This window comes from Bifidobacterium leontopitheci (genome assembly GCF_009193355.1).
In the GTDB taxonomy this organism is placed as follows: domain Bacteria; phylum Actinomycetota; class Actinomycetes; order Actinomycetales; family Bifidobacteriaceae; genus Bifidobacterium; species Bifidobacterium leontopitheci.
Genome location: NZ_WBVT01000005.1, coordinates 24524 through 45077, shown reverse-complemented (window position 1 = coordinate 45077; position 20554 = coordinate 24524). Strand labels below are relative to the sequence as shown.

At 65.3% G+C, this 20554-nt stretch carries 17 protein-coding genes; 3 read left to right on the top strand and 14 right to left on the bottom strand.

Translation table 11 applies throughout. The annotated features are described in order from the left end of the window. The first annotated feature begins 83 nt into the window (after window positions 1-83). The gene (locus tag F7D09_RS02575; RefSeq protein WP_152233874.1) at window positions 84-1907 is read left to right on the top strand and encodes an ATP-binding protein; all 1824 of its coding nucleotides are present in this window, start codon (window positions 84-86) and stop codon (window positions 1905-1907) included. Between the two features lie 106 nt (window positions 1908-2013). Here the strand turns inward: F7D09_RS02575 and F7D09_RS02570 are convergent, their stop codons facing one another. From F7D09_RS02570 to F7D09_RS02560, 3 genes are read right to left on the bottom strand one after another with little or no spacing between them, the layout of a single operon-like run. Then, a complete protein-coding gene (locus F7D09_RS02570; protein ID WP_152233873.1) occupies window positions 2014-2673 on the bottom strand; it encodes an HAD family hydrolase in 660 nt (219 codons plus the stop codon). 19 nt (window positions 2674-2692) lie between these two features. Further along, window positions 2693-4432, bottom strand: a complete 1740-nt coding sequence (gene recN / locus F7D09_RS02565; protein WP_152233872.1) for a DNA repair protein RecN — start codon at window positions 4430-4432, stop codon at window positions 2693-2695. Beyond that, complete coding sequence (locus F7D09_RS02560) at window positions 4425-5384, bottom strand: NAD kinase (protein ID WP_226835885.1); 960 nt, start codon at window positions 5382-5384, stop codon at window positions 4425-4427. The genes recN and F7D09_RS02560 overlap by 8 nt, the downstream gene beginning before the upstream one ends. Window positions 5385-5581: 197 nt before the next feature. On the opposite strand from F7D09_RS02560, the gene F7D09_RS02555 reads away from it, so the two are divergent. Both F7D09_RS02555 and F7D09_RS02550 read left to right on the top strand, forming a co-directional pair. After that, a complete protein-coding gene (locus F7D09_RS02555) occupies window positions 5582-7045 on the top strand; it encodes a TrkH family potassium uptake protein (protein WP_152233871.1) in 1464 nt (487 codons plus the stop codon). Between the two features lie 98 nt (window positions 7046-7143). Next, window positions 7144-7800: a potassium channel family protein gene (locus F7D09_RS02550; protein WP_152233870.1), complete on the top strand. Its 657-nt coding sequence runs from the start codon at window positions 7144-7146 to the stop codon at window positions 7798-7800. 16 nt (window positions 7801-7816) lie between these two features. Here F7D09_RS02550 and F7D09_RS02545 read toward each other — a convergent pair whose 3' ends face one another. From F7D09_RS02545 to F7D09_RS02495, 11 genes are all read right to left on the bottom strand, one after another. Next, entirely contained in the window at window positions 7817-8560 is a 744-nt protein-coding gene (locus tag F7D09_RS02545; RefSeq protein ID WP_152233869.1) for a TlyA family RNA methyltransferase, read from the bottom strand. A 23-nt stretch (window positions 8561-8583) separates the two neighbouring features. Continuing rightward, window positions 8584-8775 (bottom strand): hypothetical protein, encoded by a 192-nt coding sequence (locus F7D09_RS02540; RefSeq protein WP_152233868.1) that lies wholly within the window; start codon window positions 8773-8775, stop codon window positions 8584-8586. Continuing rightward, window positions 8772-9839 (bottom strand): HAD-IIA family hydrolase, encoded by a 1068-nt coding sequence (locus tag F7D09_RS02535; protein WP_152233867.1) that lies wholly within the window; start codon window positions 9837-9839, stop codon window positions 8772-8774. Before F7D09_RS02535 ends, F7D09_RS02540 begins: the two co-directional genes overlap by 4 nt. Further along, window positions 9836-11968: a helicase gene (locus tag F7D09_RS02530; RefSeq protein WP_152233866.1), complete on the bottom strand. Its 2133-nt coding sequence runs from the start codon at window positions 11966-11968 to the stop codon at window positions 9836-9838. Before F7D09_RS02530 ends, F7D09_RS02535 begins: the two co-directional genes overlap by 4 nt. 135 nt (window positions 11969-12103) lie before the next feature. After that, window positions 12104-13426, bottom strand: a complete 1323-nt coding sequence (gene tyrS / locus F7D09_RS02525; RefSeq protein WP_152233865.1) for a tyrosine--tRNA ligase — start codon at window positions 13424-13426, stop codon at window positions 12104-12106. 149 nt (window positions 13427-13575) lie between these two features. After that, the gene (locus tag F7D09_RS02520) at window positions 13576-14358 is read right to left on the bottom strand and encodes a putative ABC transporter permease (protein WP_152233864.1); all 783 of its coding nucleotides are present in this window, start codon (window positions 14356-14358) and stop codon (window positions 13576-13578) included. Further along, window positions 14345-14890 (bottom strand): HD domain-containing protein, encoded by a 546-nt coding sequence (locus F7D09_RS02515; RefSeq protein WP_152233863.1) that lies wholly within the window; start codon window positions 14888-14890, stop codon window positions 14345-14347. The genes F7D09_RS02520 and F7D09_RS02515 overlap by 14 nt, the downstream gene beginning before the upstream one ends. 180 nt (window positions 14891-15070) lie before the next feature. Next, window positions 15071-16561: an argininosuccinate lyase gene (gene argH / locus F7D09_RS02510; protein ID WP_152233862.1), complete on the bottom strand. Its 1491-nt coding sequence runs from the start codon at window positions 16559-16561 to the stop codon at window positions 15071-15073. A 246-nt stretch (window positions 16562-16807) separates the two neighbouring features. Next, a complete protein-coding gene (locus F7D09_RS02505; protein WP_152233861.1) occupies window positions 16808-18148 on the bottom strand; it encodes an ABC transporter permease in 1341 nt (446 codons plus the stop codon). Further along, window positions 18135-19397: an ABC transporter permease gene (locus tag F7D09_RS02500; RefSeq protein ID WP_152233860.1), complete on the bottom strand. Its 1263-nt coding sequence runs from the start codon at window positions 19395-19397 to the stop codon at window positions 18135-18137. Before F7D09_RS02500 ends, F7D09_RS02505 begins: the two co-directional genes overlap by 14 nt. 34 nt (window positions 19398-19431) lie before the next feature. Continuing rightward, a complete protein-coding gene (locus F7D09_RS02495) occupies window positions 19432-20418 on the bottom strand; it encodes an ABC transporter ATP-binding protein (RefSeq protein ID WP_226835897.1) in 987 nt (328 codons plus the stop codon). Window positions 20419-20554: the final 136 nt, after the last annotated feature.

Sequence of the window (20554 nt, the reverse complement as noted above, 5' to 3'; positions counted from 1 at the left end):
AACCGTCGCCCCGCGACATACATAACAAACATAGCAACCGTTATGATAATATGGTTGCTATGTTCGTAAGGTAGGGAGGGGCCATGTGGACGCAGGAAGAAATAGACGCACTGCTCGCGCCATTGCGCCATGCCGACAGCGATGACCAAAGGGTCGAGGTCAAGGAAGCGGCGGGAGGATTGCCCGCATCGTTGCCCAAGACCGTCTCCGCGTTCTCAAACGGAAACGGCGGCACCATCGTTCTCGGCATCTCGGAACGTCACGACTTCTCCCCCGCCGACGGATTCGACGCCAAGACGATTGCAAGCGCGATGGCGCAGATGTGCCGGGACAAACTCATGCCTCCGATTCGCCCGACCATCGAAGTCGCGACGTACTGCGGCTCCCCGGTGGTCATAGCGGCCATCGACGAGCTCGACCCGCTGGACAAGCCCTGCTATGTGCGCAACCGTGGCCGGTACAGCGGATCGTTCATCCGCGTTTGGGACGGCGACCGGAAACTCAGCCAATACGAGATCGACCGCCTGCTGGAGAACCGCGGACAGCCCACATATGACAAGGAGGTCATCGACGAAGCCACCGTCGACGACCTCATGCCTGACGTTCTGCATGCCATGCTGCGCCTGTGTCGTGAGCAGAGGCCCCGCATTTTCAGCGGCCTGTCGGATGACGCGGCGTTGCGCGCCTTGGGCGTAACTGGCCCCGGCGCCGACGGGTGCATTCGCCCCACCCTTGCCGGGTTGCTCGTCGCCGGGAATTATCCGCAACAGTTCTTTCCACGGCTGAACATCACGTTCACGCGGTATCAGGGGTACAGCAAGGTGTTCGCCGGGGGCGTGAAATACATCGACAACCGGACCCTTGACGGCCCAATCCCGGAAATCATCGAGGAGGCCCTTCTCGCCGTCCGCAGGAACATGCGCATCGGCGGCGTACTGGATGGTCCCCTGCGCAAGGACTCCTATGAATACCCTGAGGAGGCGGTGCGCGAGGCGGTGGTCAACGCCGTCATGCATCGCGATTATTCGCCGCTGGCCCGCGGAGGCCAGATCCAGGTCAACATGTACACGGACCGGTTGGAGGTCCTCAGTCCCGGAGGCTTGTACGGAGCCGTGACCGCGGACACCATCGGCTCTCCGGGCACCACATCCACCAGAAACCAGACGTTGGCCAAACTGTTGGAACTCACACCGTTCAGAGGAGGCACCATTGCGGAAAACCGAGGCACCGGCTTCGAACTCATTGCCTCATCATTACGGGAGAACGGCAATGGGGAGCCGCAAATCAGCAGCACCCTTACGGCGTTTCGCGTGACGTTCCGTTCGTCCGACACATCGACGCTGCCGGACAGCCGTCGCGATCCACGCTATGCCGGCTGGCAGCACCATAACGGCACCGACTACAGCGCTTCGCGAGGGCTGGACCATGGAGGGATGCCGAGGCCCGCACATCCGATAGTCGTGCCATTCCCCAGAAGCGAAATCGTCTCGGAGGACATCACGGGACAGGAGATGTACGACAGATTCATCAAAGGAACGCCTTGGCTTGAGGAGGCATACGCCCGGTACATGGGTCTCACGCCGGGACAGCCCCACGGCGGGGCCATCGTTCCCACGGTCCGCGATGAGGGCGCCGCCGAAACGACCAACGTCGTCCGTGGAAGCATCCCATTGACGTTTTCTGATTCGACGTCTTCTGACGACGATGACCGTTCGCCTTTGGAGCAGGCCTTGCTCAACCTCATCGGCGAACACGGCGCCATGGCCACACCGCAACTGGTGGAGGCCACGGGCGCTCCACGGTCAACCGTCACCTACCAGCTGCGCAAGCTTCTTGCAACAGGCGTCATCGAACGCACGCAGCCGGCCCGAAGTCCGAAACAGTCCTACCGGTTGAAAACGGCGTGAAGCCCATCAGGCAATCATCGCCCGATCATTCCGGTAGCGTTTCTTACGCCGTCATGACATCGGATACGTTCACGAAGCACGCTGCCATCGGCGCACACCCATGACGTCACAATTCGCGCGGGGCGTCATGGAAGTCGAAGAGGACGCCGTCGGCGAGCTCGCAGATCTGCGGCCAATCGGCGTCGGACGAGTCGTCATGCATGGCCCAGACCGTCATGCCGACGGACTTGGCGGATCGGATCGCCACCAACAGGTCCTCGAAGACCGTGCAGTCGGCCGGATGCACCCCCAGCCGCGCGGCGGCGAGCAGATACACGTCCGGCTTGTCCTTGCCGATGTCGTTCGCATCGTCGACGGAGACGATCTCGTCGAACAGGTCGAACATGCCGACATGCCGCAACGCCGGCTCGCGCAGCCGCGGCGGCAACGAGGTGGCCACGGCGAGCTTGACCCCTCGCGCCTTGAGATCATGCAGGTATGCGAGCGACCCCGGTTTGGCCTCCACGGTGGTGGCGTAGGCGACACGTGCCATCTCGTCCCACTCGTTCATCAGCTCCTCGGGAGTGTCCTTGAGCCCGAACCGGTGGATCGTGTATTCGGCGATGGCGCGAAACTGCATGGGCGCGACCTTCGCCATGTAATCGTCCGGCACGTCGATGCCGCGGCGTGCAAGGAAGTCGATGTCGACCTGATCCCATACGCCCATCGAGTCGAGGAGCGTGCCGTCAAGGTCGAAGATCGCGGCCTTCGTGTGTGCGTCGTTCATGATGGCTCCTTGCGGGTTGTCAATCGGCTGCGGCGATACGGGAATCGGCGAGCAGTTCGCGAGCATGGTCAAGGGAGGCTTCGGATTCGGAGCCGGAGAGCATGCGGGCGATTTCGCGAACGCGCGCGTCCTCGCTCACTTCGGCGACCGTGGTGATGACGCCGACGGCATCGTCGTCCGCGTCAGGCGGTTCCTTGGTGACGACGAACTGCGCGTCCGCCCATGAGGCGACCTGGGCGAGGTGCGTGACGACGATGACCTGCGACGTGCGGGCGAGGCGCGCCAGCCGGCGTCCCAGTTCGACTGCGGTCTTGCCGCCGACGCCGGCGTCGACCTCGTCGAAGATGAACGTCATGCCATCGTTGCCCGTGCCCTGCCCGTCCGCACGCATGTCCGCGGCGGACAGTTCCAGTGCGAGCATGAGTCGGCTCAGTTCGCCGCCTGACGCGCTTTTGCCCATCGGCAGTTGCGGCGAACCCTCATAGGGGGTGAACAGGAAGGCGATGTCGTCTGCGCCGTTGGCGTCAATCGGCTCGTCCGTGGTGCGTGGGGTGACCCGGATGGTCAGCGACGCCCCGTCCATGGCCAGCGACGACAGTTCCGCGGTGACCCGGGAGGCGAGGTCCTTCGCGGCTTTCGCGCGTGCCGCGCTGAGATTGTCGGCGGCGTGTCGCGCGTCGGTGTACAGCGTCTTGCGCTCCTGCTCAAGCTCGGCGATCTTCTCCGGGGACGCGTCAAGGTCCTCCACGTCGAACGCGGACTTGTCGCGCCATGCGATCACGTCGGCGAGCGTCGGCCCCCAACGGCGCGTCAGTTCGCTCAGTTCGTGGATGCGCGCGTTGATGGCGTCAAGGTCCTCCACCGTCTCCTCGTCGTCCATCTGCTGGGACAGTGAGAACACCACGTCCGACAGGTCGGCGTTGAGCGATTCGAGCCGGTCGGCGAGTTCGGAGAACGGGCCGTCCACATGGATGTCGCGCAACGCGCCGATGGCCTGGTTGATCAGGTCGGTCGCGCTCGGCGCGTCGGCGTCGACATCGACCTGGGATGCGTCAAGGGATGCGAGCGCCCTGCTGACCCCCTGCGCGATGTCCGCGGCGTTCTCGATGCGTGAGCGGCGCGCCTTGAGCTCCTCGTCCTCGCCGGGATGCGGGTCGACCTGGTTGATGCGTTCGATCGATTCGCGAAGATAATCCGCCTGCTGCCGGGCCGACGACTCCTGCCCGCGCAGGCGCTCCAGCCGCTCGTCCATGTCCGTCAGCGCCCGCCATGCCTTGCGGTAGGCCGTCAGCTGCGCGTCATCCCCGGCCACGGCATCCAGGAACTCGCGCTGTTTGGCGGCGGATGCGATGCGCAATTGGTCGGCCTGGCCGTGAATGGTCACCAGCTGGGAGGCGACCGACCCCAAGACCGCGCGCGGGACGCTTTTGCCGTTGAGCACCGCGCGGGAGCGGCCCGACACCGGTACCGTGCGGGCGAGGAACAGCTCGCCGTCGTCCGGTTCGACTCCCGCCTCATGGGCGGCCTGCGCGCTGGCGTCATGGTCGTCCACGGCGAACACGCCTTGTGCCCACGCGGCCTTCGCGCCGCTGGACACTCGTCCCGAGTCGGCGGAACCGCCGGAAATCAGCCTGATGGCGCTCAGCAGCATCGACTTGCCGGCTCCGGTCTCGCCGGTGATCGCGGTCATGCCGGACGCCGGCGACAGCAGCGCACGATGGATGGGACCGAGGTCGTGGATCTCCAGCTCCTCAAGCACGGGCATCCCCCCTTGCCGTCGTACGTGCATCGCCGCCCGCGCCCCCGTCGGCATGGCCCTGCCGTGCCGTGTCGCGCGCATGCTCGCGCCAGCCGACCACCGGCAGGTCGAACTTCGTCACCAGACGGTTGGTGAACGGCACGCCGGAGAGCCGGGCAAGCCGCAGCGTGCTCTTCGACTCCCTGACCTGCACGTGCGTGCCCTTCGGCAGGGCGCGCTGTCGCCGGCCGTCGCAGCAGATCCATCCGCCGGACGCGGAATCGTCCAGGATGTCCAAGGTGAACGTGGAGCCCGAGCCGATGACCAGCGGCCTGGCGAACAGGGCGTGCGCCGCCAGCGGCACGAGCTGCAGCGCCTTGACGTTCGGCCACATGATCGGCCCTCCTGCGGAGAACGCGTATGCGGTCGAACCGGTGGGCGTGGACACGATCACGCCGTCGCACCCGAACGAGCTCATCTCCACATCGTCGACCCGGATGGACAGCTCCACCATCTTGCCGCGGTCGGCACGCTCCACGGTGATGTCGTTGAGCGCCCAGTCCTGCAGCGGCTCATGCGCGCCGGGCAGCCACACGTCGACGTGGGCGATCATGCGTTCGTCGATCGAATAGTCATGGTCGGCGACACGGCTGATCGCCTCGCTCATCTGGAAGCTTTCGAATTCGGCGAGGAATCCCACATGACCCATGTTCACGCCAAGGATCGGCACCTGCGTGCAGTGCACGAGCTCGGCCGCGCGAAGAATCGTGCCGTCGCCGCCGAGCACGACCACGATCTCGGTGTCCTCGTCCACCTTGGGGGTGGCGCCGCCGAACCCGGGCGCCTCCACATTGTCGATGATCGACACGTCGAACCCCGCATGACGCAGCTGATCCACCGCCTCGGCGACCACCGTCCCGCTTTGCCGCAGACGCGTATGGGTCACCACCACCGCATGCCGTGAACCGACCATCGCATTCCCCCGATCACATCGACCTTCAGAAACAACCTGCCACCATCGTAACCGAACATATGGTCGAAAGACACGCGAACAGACGCACGCCACCCGCCATCGCGATTCTTCAGCCGAGGCGTCTACAATATGGCTGGAACGGCCCCGACCGACACGGCCGTCGCCCGGGAACCGTACGCAATCCAAGGAGCGCAGTCATGCCGAACCTCGTTTTCGACGAGTCCTCCTCGAACCGCAACGCATCGCACGGCTATGCGTGGTGGTTCTCGGGGGACACGTTCGAGAAGGCGGCCGCACAGGAGCGGCTGCCGCGCAAACGCAGTTTCATCCGTCACCTGACCTCTCACCCGGGCAGGCTGACGATCATCTACTTCATGCTGCTGGTGGTCATCTCCACCAGTCTGCTGACGCTGCCGGCCGCATCCCACGGCGACGACCCGACCGACTTCTCGACGGCGTTGTTCACCGCGGTCTCCGCACTGTCGACGTGCGGCATTTCGATCGTCAACGCGACCACCCACTGGACGCTGTTCGGACAGATCGTGCTGCTCGCCTCCGTGCAGATGGGCGGTCTCGGCGTGATGACGTTCGCCTCGCTCATCGCGCTGGCGGTCAACCATCACATCAAGGCGTCGCAACGGCTGCTCACCGCCAACGAGCTCGGCACCACGAAGCTCAACGAGATCCGCGGCGTGCTCACCGTGGTCATCACCACCACGTTCGTCATCGAGACCATCACGTTCCTCGCCTTGTTCCCCGGCCTGCTGCACGTCAACAAGGGCAATGCGAGGCACAGCGCGTGGGAGGCGCTGTTCTTCGCCGTCATGTCGTACAACAACGCCGGCTTCACCCCGGACAACGCGGGGCTGCACGTCAACAACTGGGCGGTGGGCATGCCGATCATGCTCTCCGCGTTCTGCGGCACGCTCGGTTTCCCTGTGCTGCTCAACCTCATGCGGTGCATCCGCCACCATACGCCGCCGAGGCGCTGGAGCCTGCACACGAAAATCACGCTGGTGACCACGTTCGCGCTCGTGCTGCTCTCGCTCACCTGGTTCCTGCTGGTGGAGTGGGACAACCCGTACCTGTTCCGCGACGCTGATGTCGAGACGAGGCTGCGGTACGGCGTGGTGGCCGCAGTCATGCCCCGCAGCTCCGGATTCGACCTGTCGTGGGTGCCGCAGGTGAGCGAGCCGACCAAGGTGTTCATGAGCGCGATCATGTTCATCGGCGGCGGCAGCACCTCCACCGCCGGCGGCATCCGCGTGACCACGTTCGCCGTAATCATGCTGGTCTGCCGCGCCGCGTTCACCGGGCACAGCGACATCAACGCGTTCCACCGTCGCATCCACACGAAGGTGGCGATGACCGCGGTCAGCATCACCGCAGCCTGCCTGATGCTGGTGGTCACAGCCTCGCTGGCGCTCATGCTGGTCGCCGACTGCTCGCTGACCGACGCGCTGTTCGACGCCTGCTCCTCGTTCGGCCTGGGCGGTTATTCGGTCGGCGTGGCGAGGGAGGACAACCCCGCGGCGCTGGCCATACTGGCCACGGCCATGGTGGTGGGCCGTCTCGGCCCGATGACCATCGCCTACGCCATCAGCCGGCCGCGCGCGATGGAGGTGGTCCGCTACCCCACCGAACCGATGGTGGTAGGGTGATGTGGTGGATGTCCGGCGACGCCGGGGACTTCACCGTATGCAGGCTCGAGAGTCGACCTGCGGACGGCATACGCGGATAACGACGGGAGTATAAGTACATGGCATCGCGCAACACTCGCAGCATTCTGGTCGTGGGACTGGGGCGTTTCGGCAGTTCCGTGGCCACCACCCTTGACGCGATGGGGCAGGACGTGCTCGCCGTCGACAAGGATCCGGAGCTGGTGAACCGCTGGTCGTCGCAGGTTCCCACCGTCCAGGCGGACATGACCGACGTGCTGGCGGTCGAACAGTTGAACGCATCCGACTTCGACACCGCGGTCGTCGCCATCGGCGACAGCGTGGAGGCGTCGGTCATCACCGCCGGCAACCTGCTGGACGCCGGCATCAGCGACATCTGGGCGAAGTCCGTCTCCCAGCAGCATGCTCGCATCCTGCAGCGCATCGGCGCACGGCACATCATCAACGCCGAGAACGACGCCGGCAAGCGTGTCGGACATCTCGTGTCCGGCAACTATCTTGACTACATCGAGATCGAAGGCTCGCACACGGTCGTCAAGATCCACACGCCGTCACACGTGGTCGGCTATTCGATCGCCGACGCGAAGGTCAACGAACGCTACGGCGTCACCGTCGTCGGCATCAAGACGCCGGGCAGCGAGTTCCAGTACGGCTCCAAGGAGCTGGTCATGCACCGCAACGACGAGCTGGTCATCATGGGCACGCAGGACAACATCGACAAGTTCATCCGCGGCTGACGCCCCGGTTCGTATGTCATCGGGTCGCCGTCCTCGCATACAGCAGGTACTCGAGGTTGCCGTGGGTGCCTTCGATCGGCGATGGCGCGGTGGCCTTCACGTCGAGCCCGCAGGCGGTCGCGCACGCGCAGACGTCGGCGAGCGCTTTGCGGCGCAGGCCGTCGTCCTCCACGATGCCGCCCTTGCCGAGATTGCCGCGGCCCACCTCGAACTGCGGTTTGACGAGCAATACCACGGCGGCGTCCGGGGCCGCGATGCGCGCGATCACGGGGATCACGTAGGTCAGCGAGATGAAGGACACGTCGGAGACGATCATGGCCGGACGGTACGGCAGGTCGGCGACGGTGACGTCGCGGATGTTGCAGCCGTCCATGCGGATGACGCGCGGGTCGTCGGCCACCCGGCGGTCAAGCTGTCCGTGGCCGACGTCCAATGCGATGACATGCCGTGCGCCATGTTCGAGCAACACCTGCGTGAACCCGCCGGTGGAGGCGCCGATGTCGAGGCAGTCGAGCCCCTGCGGCGAAGGCAGTCCGAGCGGGGTGAACGTGTCGATCGCCCCGACGAGCTTGTAGGCTCCGCGGGAGACGTAATCGTCGCCCTTGTCGATGCTGATCGCGGCGATGTCGGCCACGTTGGCGGCCGGCTTGGTCGTCGTCCGCCCGTCTACCATGACCCGTCCCTGGCGGATGAGCCGTTGGGCTTTGGAACGGCTGTCGACCAGGCCGCTGTCGACCAGCAGCGTGTCAAGGCGTTGCATGCGGAGTCCCCCGTTGTCACTGTTCATCGAATGTCGTCAAGTTCCCTGCGCAAGGTGTCGAGTACGCCGCGGAACGCTTCGATGCGACGCTTGTCCCGCTGATCTGCCGCATCATCCGGACTCGCGTCGGCATTGGGGCCGACGGCGCCGTCGTCTGATGCGGCGAGTTGCGGGAACCGCCGCATCAGGTCGTCGGAAGGATGCCGGCCGGTCATGCGAACCGCGGCAATTCGACGCCGCTGCCGTCGTTTCTGCTGACGACGTCTCCGGCGTCGGAGTACGCCCACATCGCGGCGCAGGCGGCGCGGACCACATCAATATCGTTGATGACACCGGTCGTCCCGGTGCCGTCGCTGACGGCGAGCCGACCATTGGTGATCGTCGCCGTGGCCTGCCGGCAATGCCAGACGCCGTCGCCGTCGCAGGTCACCGCCGGCTGCGGTTCCAGCAGGCCACGCAGGTCGAGCACGATGTAGCTGGGCCTGAGATGGGCCGGCGCGAGCATGAGCTCGCGCGGGTTGGTCACGCCGGTGAGTACGGCCAGCGAATCGTAGCCTCCTCGGTTGCCTGCCTCGATGTCCGTGTCGAGGCGGTCGCCGATGGCAAGGCAGTCCTCCTTCGCCACCAGGTCCTCGCCTTCGTCGGCCACGAGCAGACGGGCCTCGTCGTACATGGCGGATTCCGGCTTGCCGGCGGAGGCGATCGGCTCCACTCCGGTGGCGTTGATGACCGCGCGGATCATCGAGCCGCATCCGGGTGCGATGCCGAGCTCGCGCGGAATCGTCAGGTCGCGGTTGGTGACGAAGTATTTCGCGCCGCGTTCCACCGCGTACGAGACCTCGGCCATCTGCTGCCATGTCATCTGCGGATACCAGCCTTGGATGACGGCTACCGGATTGTCCTCGGCCTGTTCGACCGCGACGAGCCCCTGCCGTTCGACTTCCTGCCGCAGATGGTCGGCGCCGAGTACCAGCACCTTCGAGCCTTTCGGCACGAACCGTGCCACCATGCGGGCGGCGACCACGGAGGAAGTGATGATTTGGTGCGGCTCGACCGTCAGGCCGAACCCTTTGAGCTGATCGGCCACGACCTGCTGGAACCGTGACGAATTGTTGGTGGTGTACTCCACCGTCATGCCCATCGCCTCGGCCTTGCGGATGGAGTCCGCGGCGTATTCCACCGGGTTCTTGCCCCGGTAGACGACGCCATCAAGATCGAGCAGCGCAAGACGGTACGTGGCGGCGATGGGCCTGTCAGTGGATTTCAGCATGGGAATCATTCCTGTTCGCTGTCGTCGGATGCCGTGTCGTCACCGGACTCGTCGGCGGAGTCGTCCTCGGACGTCGCCTGCCCGTCGGTATCGTCGTCGCCGGCGGCATCGTTCCCGTCGGTCGTGTCGTCGGCAGCGGATTCGGTCTCGGCGGGTTCGACGGTCGATTCGGCGCCTGCCTCGGTCTCCTTGGCCGGCAGTTCCTCCTCGTCGTCGGAATCGGCGGACTCATCCGAGTCGGCCTCTTCGGCGGTCTCGTCATGTTCGGAGTCGTCGGCCTGCGCGCTCTGCGCGGCATCGTCGTCCTCGGATTCGGCCTCGTGCTCCTCGGCGTCATCGGAATCGGCATCGGAATCGTCGTCATCGTCTTCCGGCTCGTCGTCGGGAGCGTACTGGGCGTCGTCCTCGCTGATGCCGAGCATGTCGAGCTCGTCGTCGGTGAAGTTCTCCAGATCGTGGTCGATGACCACATCGTCGACGGTCTCGTCCTCGTCGGCTTCGGCGTACTGGCTTTCCAGTCGGTCGAGCAGTCCGTCGAGCTTGGCGGCTTCGACGTCGCGGCCGCACTCTTCGAGGAAGTACTGTTCGGCCTGCACCGCGCGCATGCGGTACTCGCCGGGCAGACCCTTGGAACGGCCGAGCGTGTGGGCAAGCTCGATAGCCTTGTCCCACAGCTTGAGGTCCGCGAGGGCGCCGGCGTACACGAGGAACATTTCGGCCTTCGCCTCGCCGTGCAGCATCTTGGCCTCGTCGGAGCGGACCACTTCGATGGCCTTCTTCGGGTCGCCGTTGCCGCGCTCGCAGTCGGCGATGAACGGCAGGTAATCCGGGAAGCCGTTCATGCGGTAGGCGGTGCGGAACTCGCGCAGCGCAAGCTTGAAGTCGCCCTGACGGTAGGCGATGAACGCCAGCGTCTCTCGGGCGAAGTCGATGCGGGAGGCCTGATGCGCGACCCACTTGGCGTGCTCGAGCGCAAGCTGCGGGTCCTTCTCCTCCAGGGCGTAGGCGGCGAGGATGTGCAGGCCGATGTTCTCGGCGTGCTCCTTGGACAGGCCGCGCAGACGTTCGCGCTCGTCCTTGGAGAGCATCGACCACTCCATGCCCTTCGGCATCTTCGGCTCGTTCGGACGACGGTCAGTGTACGGGTTCTGCGAGGGGAAGCTCATCGTCCCGTCGGAGTTGCGGCGCGCACCGCGCTCCATGTACTCGCGACGCTTGGCCTCGCGGTACTCCTGCTTCTCCTCGGCAGTGAACTGCTTCGCTGGGGTCTCCTCGATGCGGTTCTCGCGGTGGAAATCACGACGGTCATCGTTACGACGGAAACCACCTTCGCGGCGGTCGCCGTCCTTGTGGAAGTCCTTGCGGAAGCCGTTGTCCTTATGGAAGCCGCCACGGCGATCGTCATCACGACGGAAACCGCCCTCACGACGCTCGCCGTCGCGACGGAAACCACCGTCACGACGGAAGTCACGACGGTCGCCGTCCTTACGGAAACCGCCACGACGATCGTCATTGCGGCGGAAGCCACCCTCGCGACGCTCGCCATCCTCGCGGCGGAAGTCACGACGGTCACCGTCCTTGTGGAAATCCTTACGGAAGCCGCCACGACGGTCATCGTTACGGCGGAAGCCACCCTCGCGACGCTCGCCATCGCGACGGAAACCGCGGCGGTCGCCGTCGTTGTGGAAGTCCTTGCGGAAACCGCCTTCGCGACGCTCGCCATCCTCGCGGCGGAAGTCACGGCGGTCACCGTCCTTGTGGAAGTCCTTACGGAAGCCGTTGTCCTTATGGAAGCCGCCACGGCGGTCGTCATCACGGCGGAAACCACCGTCACGATGGAAGTCACGGCGGTCGCCGTCCTTACGGAAACCGCCACGACGATCGTCATTGCGGCGGAAGCCACCCTCGCGACGCTCGCCGTCCTTACGGAATCCGCCGTCACGATGGAAGTCACGGCGGTCACCGTCGCGGTGGAAACCGCCCTCGCGACGCTCGCCGTCCTTGCGGAAGCCGCCCTTGCGGTATCCGCCGCGCGAGCCGCCGAAACCGCCGCGTCCGCCATTGCCGGAACGGCCGGAGCCGTAACCGCCCTTGCGCCCGCCGAAGGACCTTCCGGAGCGCTCGTTGCCTTCTGCCATGTGTTGTGCCTTTCATGTAAACGGTCCGATGCCGGACCCTGTGGAACGTAGTTGGTATATGGAAAACGTTCCCGACGGCAGGTCGGCTCATGCATGGGTCGATGGCCGTGATACCCGCCGCGGGAACGATGGAGGTCAGTGCTGCTCGACCGCGCCGAGGGCCTTCTTGCCGCGGCGGATGAGCGCGAAACGGCCGTGCAGGAAGTCGGCTTCGGACAGCGTCTGGTCCTCGCCTTCCACACGGTTGTTGTTGAGATAGACGCCGCCCGACTTGATGGTCTTGCGCGCCTCGGAAATGGACTTGAACAGTCCTGCCTTCATGCCGGCTTCGGCCACGCGGTCGCCGACGGAAGCCGTCGCGAACGCCTTCTCGCCGTTTTCGTCCTCGACCTTCAGACCGTCGATGGCCGCTTCGAGCGTGTCTTCGTCGATGGCGTTCAGGTCGCCGCCGCGGCCGAACAGCGCGGCGGAGGCGTCGATGGCGGCCTGGGTCGCGGCCTCGCCGTGGACGAAGCTGGTGACTTCCCAGGCGAGGGTGCGCTGCGCCTCGCGCGCACCGGGGTTGGTGCGGGACTCTTCGACCAGGCGTTCGATCTCGGCCTTCGGCAGGAACGTGAACGCCTTGAGCAGGTTCTCCATCTCCGCGTCGGGTCGGTTGAACCAGAACTGGTAGAACTTGTACGGGCTGAGCATCGTGCCGTCAAGCCAGACGGCGTTGCCTTCGGACTTGCCGAACTTCTTGCCGTTCGCGTCGGTGATGATGGGGCTGGTGAACACGTTCACGGTCGCGCCGCGCACCTTGCGGATCAGGTCCATGCCGGAGGTGAGGTTGCCCCACTGGTCGGAGCCGCCGATCTCCAGCGTGCAGCCGTATTCGTCGAACAGATGCAGGAAGTCGTTGCCCTGCAGCACCTGGTAGCTGAACTCGGTGAAGGAGATGCCCTCCTCGGAGTTGAGTCGGCGTGCGACCGTGTCCTTGGCGAGCATCGTGCCGAGACGGAAGTTCTTGCCGACGTCGCGCAGGAAGTCGATGACGCTCATCTGCGCGGTCCAGTCGTAGTTGCTTACGAAACGCACCGGATTGTCGCCGTCGGTCTCGAGGATGCCGCCGATCTGGCGCTTCAGACGCTCGGCCCAGCCGGCCACCACGTCCTTCGGGTTGAGCGTGCGCTCGCCCGACTGACGGGGGTCGCCGATCAGGCCGGTGGCGCCGCCGACCAGGGCGATCGGATGGTGGCCTGCAAGCTGCAGGTGACGCATGTTGATGAGCTGGACGAGGTTGCCGATGTGCAGGGAGGCCGCGGTCGGATCGAACCCGCAATAATAGGTGACCGGCTCCCCGTTCAGCGCTTCGGCGAGTTGCTCCCGGTCCGTGGACTGGGAAATCAACCCGCGCCATTCCAGTTCATCGAGGACGGAATCGAATCCGGCCTCCTTGAAATCGGTGACGTGAGCCATGACTATTCGGTACTCCCTATCAAATTCTGGGCATATTGCGTTTTACAGTCTCTCAGGACATGACGACAGCCGCGGCCCGGGCGGCGGCCGCTCCCCCGCGGCCGTGTTGCGCCGTCCCATGAGCTGCCGTGCGACGCCGGTGACGCAGGTCACTTTCTGCCGTGCAGGTTCTCGAAGACGCGGCGCAGCTGCTTGAGCACCTCGTTGTTGCGGTCGGTGCGCAGTTTGGGGAACGAGGCGATCATGCGGCGCTGCTGCCGGTTGAACGTCTCGACGGCGGCGTCGCGCACATGGGTCATGAAGTCAAGCGACATCTCCTTGCCGCTGTTCCACGATTCGCCGACCCTGCCGGCGGCTCCGTCTACCGCCTCGCGCATCATGCCGCCGTACCGGGTCATGACCGCGAGGATCTTCTCGAGGCTCGTCTCGAAATGGAGGATGCCGCATACGGTGACGATGAGGTCGACGAGTCCGGCCACGAAGAACACGGCGCACATCCAGTGGATGGCGGTCACGGGTATCATGTCGGTCACACCGGCGACATACGGGTGGATCAGCTTGGTGATGACGACGCCTCCGACGCCGAAGATGCAGGCGCCGAGCAGGCAGATTCGGCCGTTGAGGTTGAACCGGTAGTCGGAGTAGTCCCACCATCGCGCGTGGAACAGCTGCTCCATCACCCATGAGGTGACGTATTCGAGCACGCTCGCGCCGATCATGGACGCGAGGAAAATCAGCACCGGGTTGCCGAGCGGCTGAAGCAGCACGACGGCGAGCACGGCCCCGCTGCCGTAGATCGGGCACAGCGGGCCGTTGAGGAATCCGCGGTTCACCGGGCGATGCTCGAGGAACGAGACGAGTATGGACTCATACACCCATCCGACGAAGCTGTAGAACAGGAACCAGAGGAAGAGCTTCTCAAGCAGCAGCATCGACGGTGCCTTTCACGACGTCCGTGCGTGTCCGGCCGTCACGCGGCGGCAGCTGCGGTTTGGAGAAGCGGTCCATGCTGAACGTCTCGCGCGTGGCGCTGATCTTGTCGGCCATGGTGACCAGGTAGCCTTCGATGTAGGTCGGCGGCTTGGGGGTCATGGGGAACATGTGGCAGGCGATGCTGTCGCGTTCGATGGCGTTGAGCCGGAAGTCCTTGATCGCGTTGCGCAGGGCGGCGCCGCCGTGGGTGAAGCCGTGCAGACGGTGTGCGCCGTCATCCCAGTCATGCCAGTCATAGAGGAAGTAGTCGTGCAGCAGGGCCGCGCGGATGAGCGAATGCAGGTCGACGCGACGCCACAGGTGCAGACGGTCGGCCATCCACACGGCCAGGCAGGCCACGCGGATGGAGTGCGCGAACGTGGTGACCGCGCCGTGCTGATAGCAGGCGCGTTCGATGCGCATATGACGATGCCCGATGATGTCATGCCCGTGCAGCTCGACCAGCGTGCGAATCTGTGACCGTGTCAGCAATGGTGTGCCTTTCCGCCTTCTCTTTCCGGTTCCCGCTCATCCGGCATCCTTCCAAGAGGCGCCGGATGAGCGGACGTTACACCACAGATTCTATACCGGTGTGGGGTTCGCCTGCCGTCATCCCGGGGAAGGATGACGGCGTCGTGTGTTCGACGGACGCGACGGAGGCTTTTGGGAACTTTACTTCAGCAGCGACTGCGGGGTCTTGTAGGCGGTGCCGTCGCTGTTGGAGTTGGCGAACGCGCGCAGCGATTCGACGGTGGTGCGGGCGCAGGCGATCTGCTCGCGCACGCGGGCGGGCGACGTGCCGCCCTTGCCGCTGCGGGCGGTCACCGAACCCTGCGTGGACAGCACCTCGCGCACCTGCGGGGCCAGATCGGCAGGCAGGAAGTCCTTGAACACGGTGACGAAATCGTCGTCCGTAAGATCCCACAGCTCCTGGCCGCGGCCTTCGGCGAGCTTGACGCACGCGCCGGAAAGCTCGTGCGCGTGGCGGAACGGCACGCCGTTCTTGACAAGCCATTCGGCGATGTCGGTGGCGAGCGCGAAGCCGGTGGGGGCTTCGGCCTCGAGGCGGTCCGTGTCGAAGGTCATGGTGGCGACCATGCCGGTGAACGCGGGCAGCAGCACTTCGAGCGTGTCGACCTGGTCGAACACGGCCTCCTTGTCCTCCTGCAGGTCGCGCGCGTAGGCGGTCGGCAGGCCTTTGAGCGTGGCGAGCAGACCGGTCAGGTCGCCGATGAGGCGGCCGGACTTGCCGCGGGCGAGCTCGGCGATGTCCGGGTTCTTCTTCTGCGGCATGATGGAGGAGCCGGTCGAATAGGCGTCATCGAGACGCACGAAGGCGAACTCCTGCGTGTTCCAGATGATGATCTCTTCGGACAGGCGGCTGATGTCCACGCCGGTCATGGCGGCGACGAACGCAAATTCGGCGACGAGATCACGCGAGGCGGTGCCGTCGATTGAGTTCTCGGTGACCTTGGTGAAGCCGAGCTCGCGGGCGACGGCGACCGGCTCAAGACCCAGCGTGTTGCCGGCGAGCGCGCCGGAACCGTACGGGCTGGCGTCGATGCGCTTGTCCCAGTCGACCAGACGCTGGACGTCGCGCAGCAGCGGCCACACGTGGGCCATGAGCTGGTGGGCGAGCAGGACGGGCTGCGCGTGCTGCATGTGGGTGCGGCCGGGCATGACCGCGGTGCCGGCCTTGACGGACTGTTCGATGAGCGCGGCGGCAAGGTCAAGCAGCAGACGGGCGATGATGCGGCTGTGGCGGCGCAGCCACATGCGGATCAGACAGGCGATCTGGTCGTTGCGCGAACGGCCGGCGCGCAGCTTGCCGCCAAGCTCGTCGCCGGCGATGGCGATCAGGCCGCGTTCGAGCGCGGTGGCCTCGTCCTCGTCGTCCTCGATGGGCGCGAACGCGCCGGAGTCGACGCGGCGCTGCAGTTCGTCGAGCGCAGCCTCCATGCGGTTGAGCTCTTCGGCGGTGAGCAGTCCGGCGCGGCCGAGCGCGCGGGCGTGCGCGCGAGAGCCGGCGATGTCGTCATCCGCCAGCCGCCAGTCGAACTGGGTGGACTTGCTCAGACGGGCGAGCTCCGGCGAGGGGCCGGAGGTGAAGCGGCCGCCCCACAGGGCGAGATGTTCGGTGTTCTGTGCGGCGCTGTCAGCCATGCGATGATGCTCCTTGTATTGTCGGGTGCCATTGGCGTTCCTGCTCATAAAAACCATGAAAAGCCTATCAGTCTCCATGACCATTCACACCGGTACGTCCCCACACGGCAATCACATTCACGATCACATCGTTTAATGGCATGGCCGGCCGCCCCACCATACATCAACGGAGTGGACGGACCATCGCCTTTCATCGTTTCTGTCGGAGCGGTGCCTGCCGGACACCATCCCGGCAGGCACCCCCGCTCACGCTTCGGCGAGCTTCGTCACGGCGGGTGTGACGGCGGCGGGACGGGACCGGCGGATGCGGCCCACGGCCAGTCCCACGGAGACCAGTGCCACGGCGAACAGCGCCACGATGCCGGTGGCCGAAGCCCATCCGGCCACGTCCATGCCGCGTGAGGCCGCCGTGCCGATGCCGAGCGCATCATCGACGGCCACGCAATACCACCAGCCGGGCAGCATGCGCCCGATGGCGAGCATCGGCGCGGGCATCATGTCCATCGGCAGGGTGATGCCGGACGTGAACAGGATGAACAGGCCGAACACGTTGGCAAAGCCATTGGCCATCGTGTCGTTGGCTCCGGCCTCGCCAAGCAGGAACCCGCAGGCCACGGTCATCAGCGCATAGACACAGGCCGATACGACCGTCATCGCCACGCCGGCAGGGTTGAGCCTTGCCGGATCGAGTCCCGCGGCGAGCAGGAGCGCGACGGCGGCAAGCAGGTATCCGACGACCACGAGCAGCGCGAACGCACACAACGTGGCCATGCGCTGCATGCCCATCGCCGCGGAACGCTGCGGAGAGGCGAACAGGCGCCGCCTGACCTCGCCGTCGTTGAATACGCCCGCCACCAGGGCGGTGCATACGGTCATCGCGAGGAACAACGGATAGAGCGCCGACTTGATGGTCGTGCCGAATCCGGCGGCGGTCCGGTCCTCCGGCGAGACCCCATCGCCCTCGCGAACCGAGTGGTCCACGGCGATCGCATGGTTAGCGTTCCGGTCACGGGAGAGCGTCCGTATCCGCTGCGTGGCGGCGGACAGTTCGTCAAGGCTCGGACGCGAAGCGTCCGTATCGGCCCCGGCTTCGGCAGCGGCGTCCGACGCGTTGCCGATGAGCATCGTGCGGGTCAATGACAGGAATCCTCCCACGGCCATGGACGCCGTGGCGCCTGCCCCCGACGTGTAGCTGGTGACGGTGTCGACGGCGGGAGGCGTCGCACCTGATGCGATCGCGTCAAGCAGGTCATCGGCATACCCGTCGGGGACGATCACGATAAGGTCGGTCCAGTTCGAGGCGACCGCCTGCTGCAGGCTGTGAGGATCGTCGTCAAGGTCGACCATGTCATTGTCCTGCGAAAGATACGTGCGCAACGACGCCGCGACGTCTCCCCTGCCGGCGTCCCGATCGATGACGGCGACGCGCGCCCGGTCGGGCTCGTAGACGTCGCCGACGTCGTCGCGGCTGCCCATCAACGCCGACCCGCTGATGAAAAGCATCATGATGCCGATCAATGCCAGGTAGATGATGACGTAGGTCTTGTGCGCGGCGAGCACACGTAGCGTGGCCTTACAGGTGTTCATGGCGTTGCTCCTTCAGCATGGCGACCCCTGCGGTCAGGAATACGAGGCTCATCGCGATGAGTACGCCGCAGGTCGTGGCGAATGGACGGTAATCGTCGTAGTAGAGGATGTCGTAGAACAGGTTCGTCACCTGCTGCGCGGGATTGGCAAGCGCAAGGATGGGCGTGTGGCGGGTGATCCAGTCGCTCAGCTCCATCGCTAATTGCCCGTACAGGCCGGAGAACAGCGACAGCGCGCATGGGATGGCGCTCGTCAGACCGGTTTTCACACTGTGGCGCAATCCCGGTATCGCACCGATCATCGTGCCGAACGCGCACGCCATGAACGACGCCACCGCCACGGCGAGCACGGCCAACGGCTCGCGTCCGCCCAACGGAACGTCGCATACATATCTGATGTAGGCGAGCGCGATGGTGAGGCTTACCGCAGAGCAGAGCCAGCTGGCGAGGAATCCGGCGATGAGCTGACACGGCCGCGACACCGGCGCCACCGTGCGACGGATGCCCAACGCGGACAGGTTCGCCTGCGCACTGGTGACCGCCGAGATCGAATACCCCATGGCCATGAGGCAGGCCATGGCGAGCAACGCATAGAAGTACCGGGCCGTCGCGTTCGGCGCGAAGTTCGTGAGGCTCACCTCGCGCGTCATGCCGGTTACGTCGCCTACGGAAGCCCAGAACGCGCGGCTTTCGGCGGCTTGCGGATGTTCGGCGATGAGGTCACGGACCGCGGCGCCGGCACGGTTATACAGGTCGATCGCGCCGTTGAGCGCGCCGACGGTGATGGCGCCGTTCGAATCCGAGGCCATGGAGCCGCTCATCGACTCCACGGCGGATGCGGATAGGGTGAGCATGATGCCGCCATCGTCGTCGACGCGCAGATACCCTTTCGCCGACCCGTCGGCGAGCGCGCTGCGCGCCTGCGCCTGCGTGTCGACGTAACGTGCGCGGACGAGCGTCGTGACGGATGCGCCGATCCGCATGTCCGTACCGCCGGCTCCGCCGTCCGTTGTCGTCTGCGTCGTCTTGCCGGACAGGGCTTCGATGAATGTCCTCGCGCCTGCGGACTTCGACCAGTTCGCGTCTTCGACGACCGCGAGCGGCAACGCCTGCAGCTCATAGCCGTCCTTCAGGCCGCCGAGCACGCCGTTGAACAGGGTTGCCAGCGCCAGAGGAAAGACGATAAGCCAGAACAGCGCCGGCCTGTTGCGCAGGTTCGTCTTGATCGTCATGACGAATGTGGCCCACATGAGCGGCTCCTTTCCGAGATGATGAGCGGCGCCGTCAATCGCGCAGCGCCTTGCCGGTGAGTTCCAGGAACACGTCGTTGAGTGTCGGCGGTCGGCTGGTGAGATGCCCGACGTTCGCTCCGGCATCGTGCAGAACCGCGAGCAGGTCGACGAGGTTGTGCTCGCCTCGTCGGCAGCGCACGTGGAGTTCGCGTCCGTCATAGGACGATTCGATGACGAATCCAAGCGCTCGCACGGCGGCGAGCGCCGCGTCGTCAAGGTCGAGCGTTTCCACGGTGATGTGCTCGCCGGTGTCGATCATGGATTTGAGTTCGTCCGCGGTGCCGAGTGCCAGGTGCCTGCCGTGGTCCATGATGAGGATGCGGTCGCAGATTTGTTCGACTTCCTCCATGTAATGACTGGTGTAGACGACGGTCGCGCCGTCCGCGTTGAGCCGTTCGATGCCTTCGAGGATCGCGTTGCGGCTTTGCGGGTCGACGGCTACGGTCGGCTCGTCGAAGAAGATGAGGTCGGGTTTGTGCGCCACGCCACAGGCGATGTTGAGGCGCCGCAGCAGGCCGCCGGAAAGCTTGCCTGGGCGGAACCTGCGGAATTCGCCGAGTCCGGCGAACGCTATCGCCTCTTCGACGAGCGGGGTGCGTTCCGTCTTCTTCGGCACGTACAGCGAGCAGAAGTAGTCGATGTTCTCTTCGACGGTCAGCTCGTTGAACACGGCGACGTTCTGCGGGACGAGGCCGATGCGCCGTTTGAGCGCATAGCTGGTCGGCGTCATCGGCTCGCCGAACACGCGGATCGTTCCCGCATCGTAGGCGAGCAGCGCGAGGATGCAGTTGATGGCCGTGGTTTTGCCGGAGCCGTTGGGACCGAGCAGGCCGAAGATCTCACCTTGGCCGATCTCAAGGTCGAAGTGGTCGAGTGCGACCATGTCACCGTAATGTTTGACGAGTTTCGAAACGCTGATGGCTGGTGTGTCACCGGCTGGGGCTGTCTTCTGCCGTGCCGTTGCGGCGGGAGACGTCACGGCGGGACGTGCCGGCTCCACCGGTGTCTTGGTTGTCGTTGATCCGTTCATGATGGGCGTTCCCTTCTCTGGGTTTCTCTCATCATGGCACGTCGCGGCGGCGGCATGCCATCGGCAAATGTCACGACCTGACGTG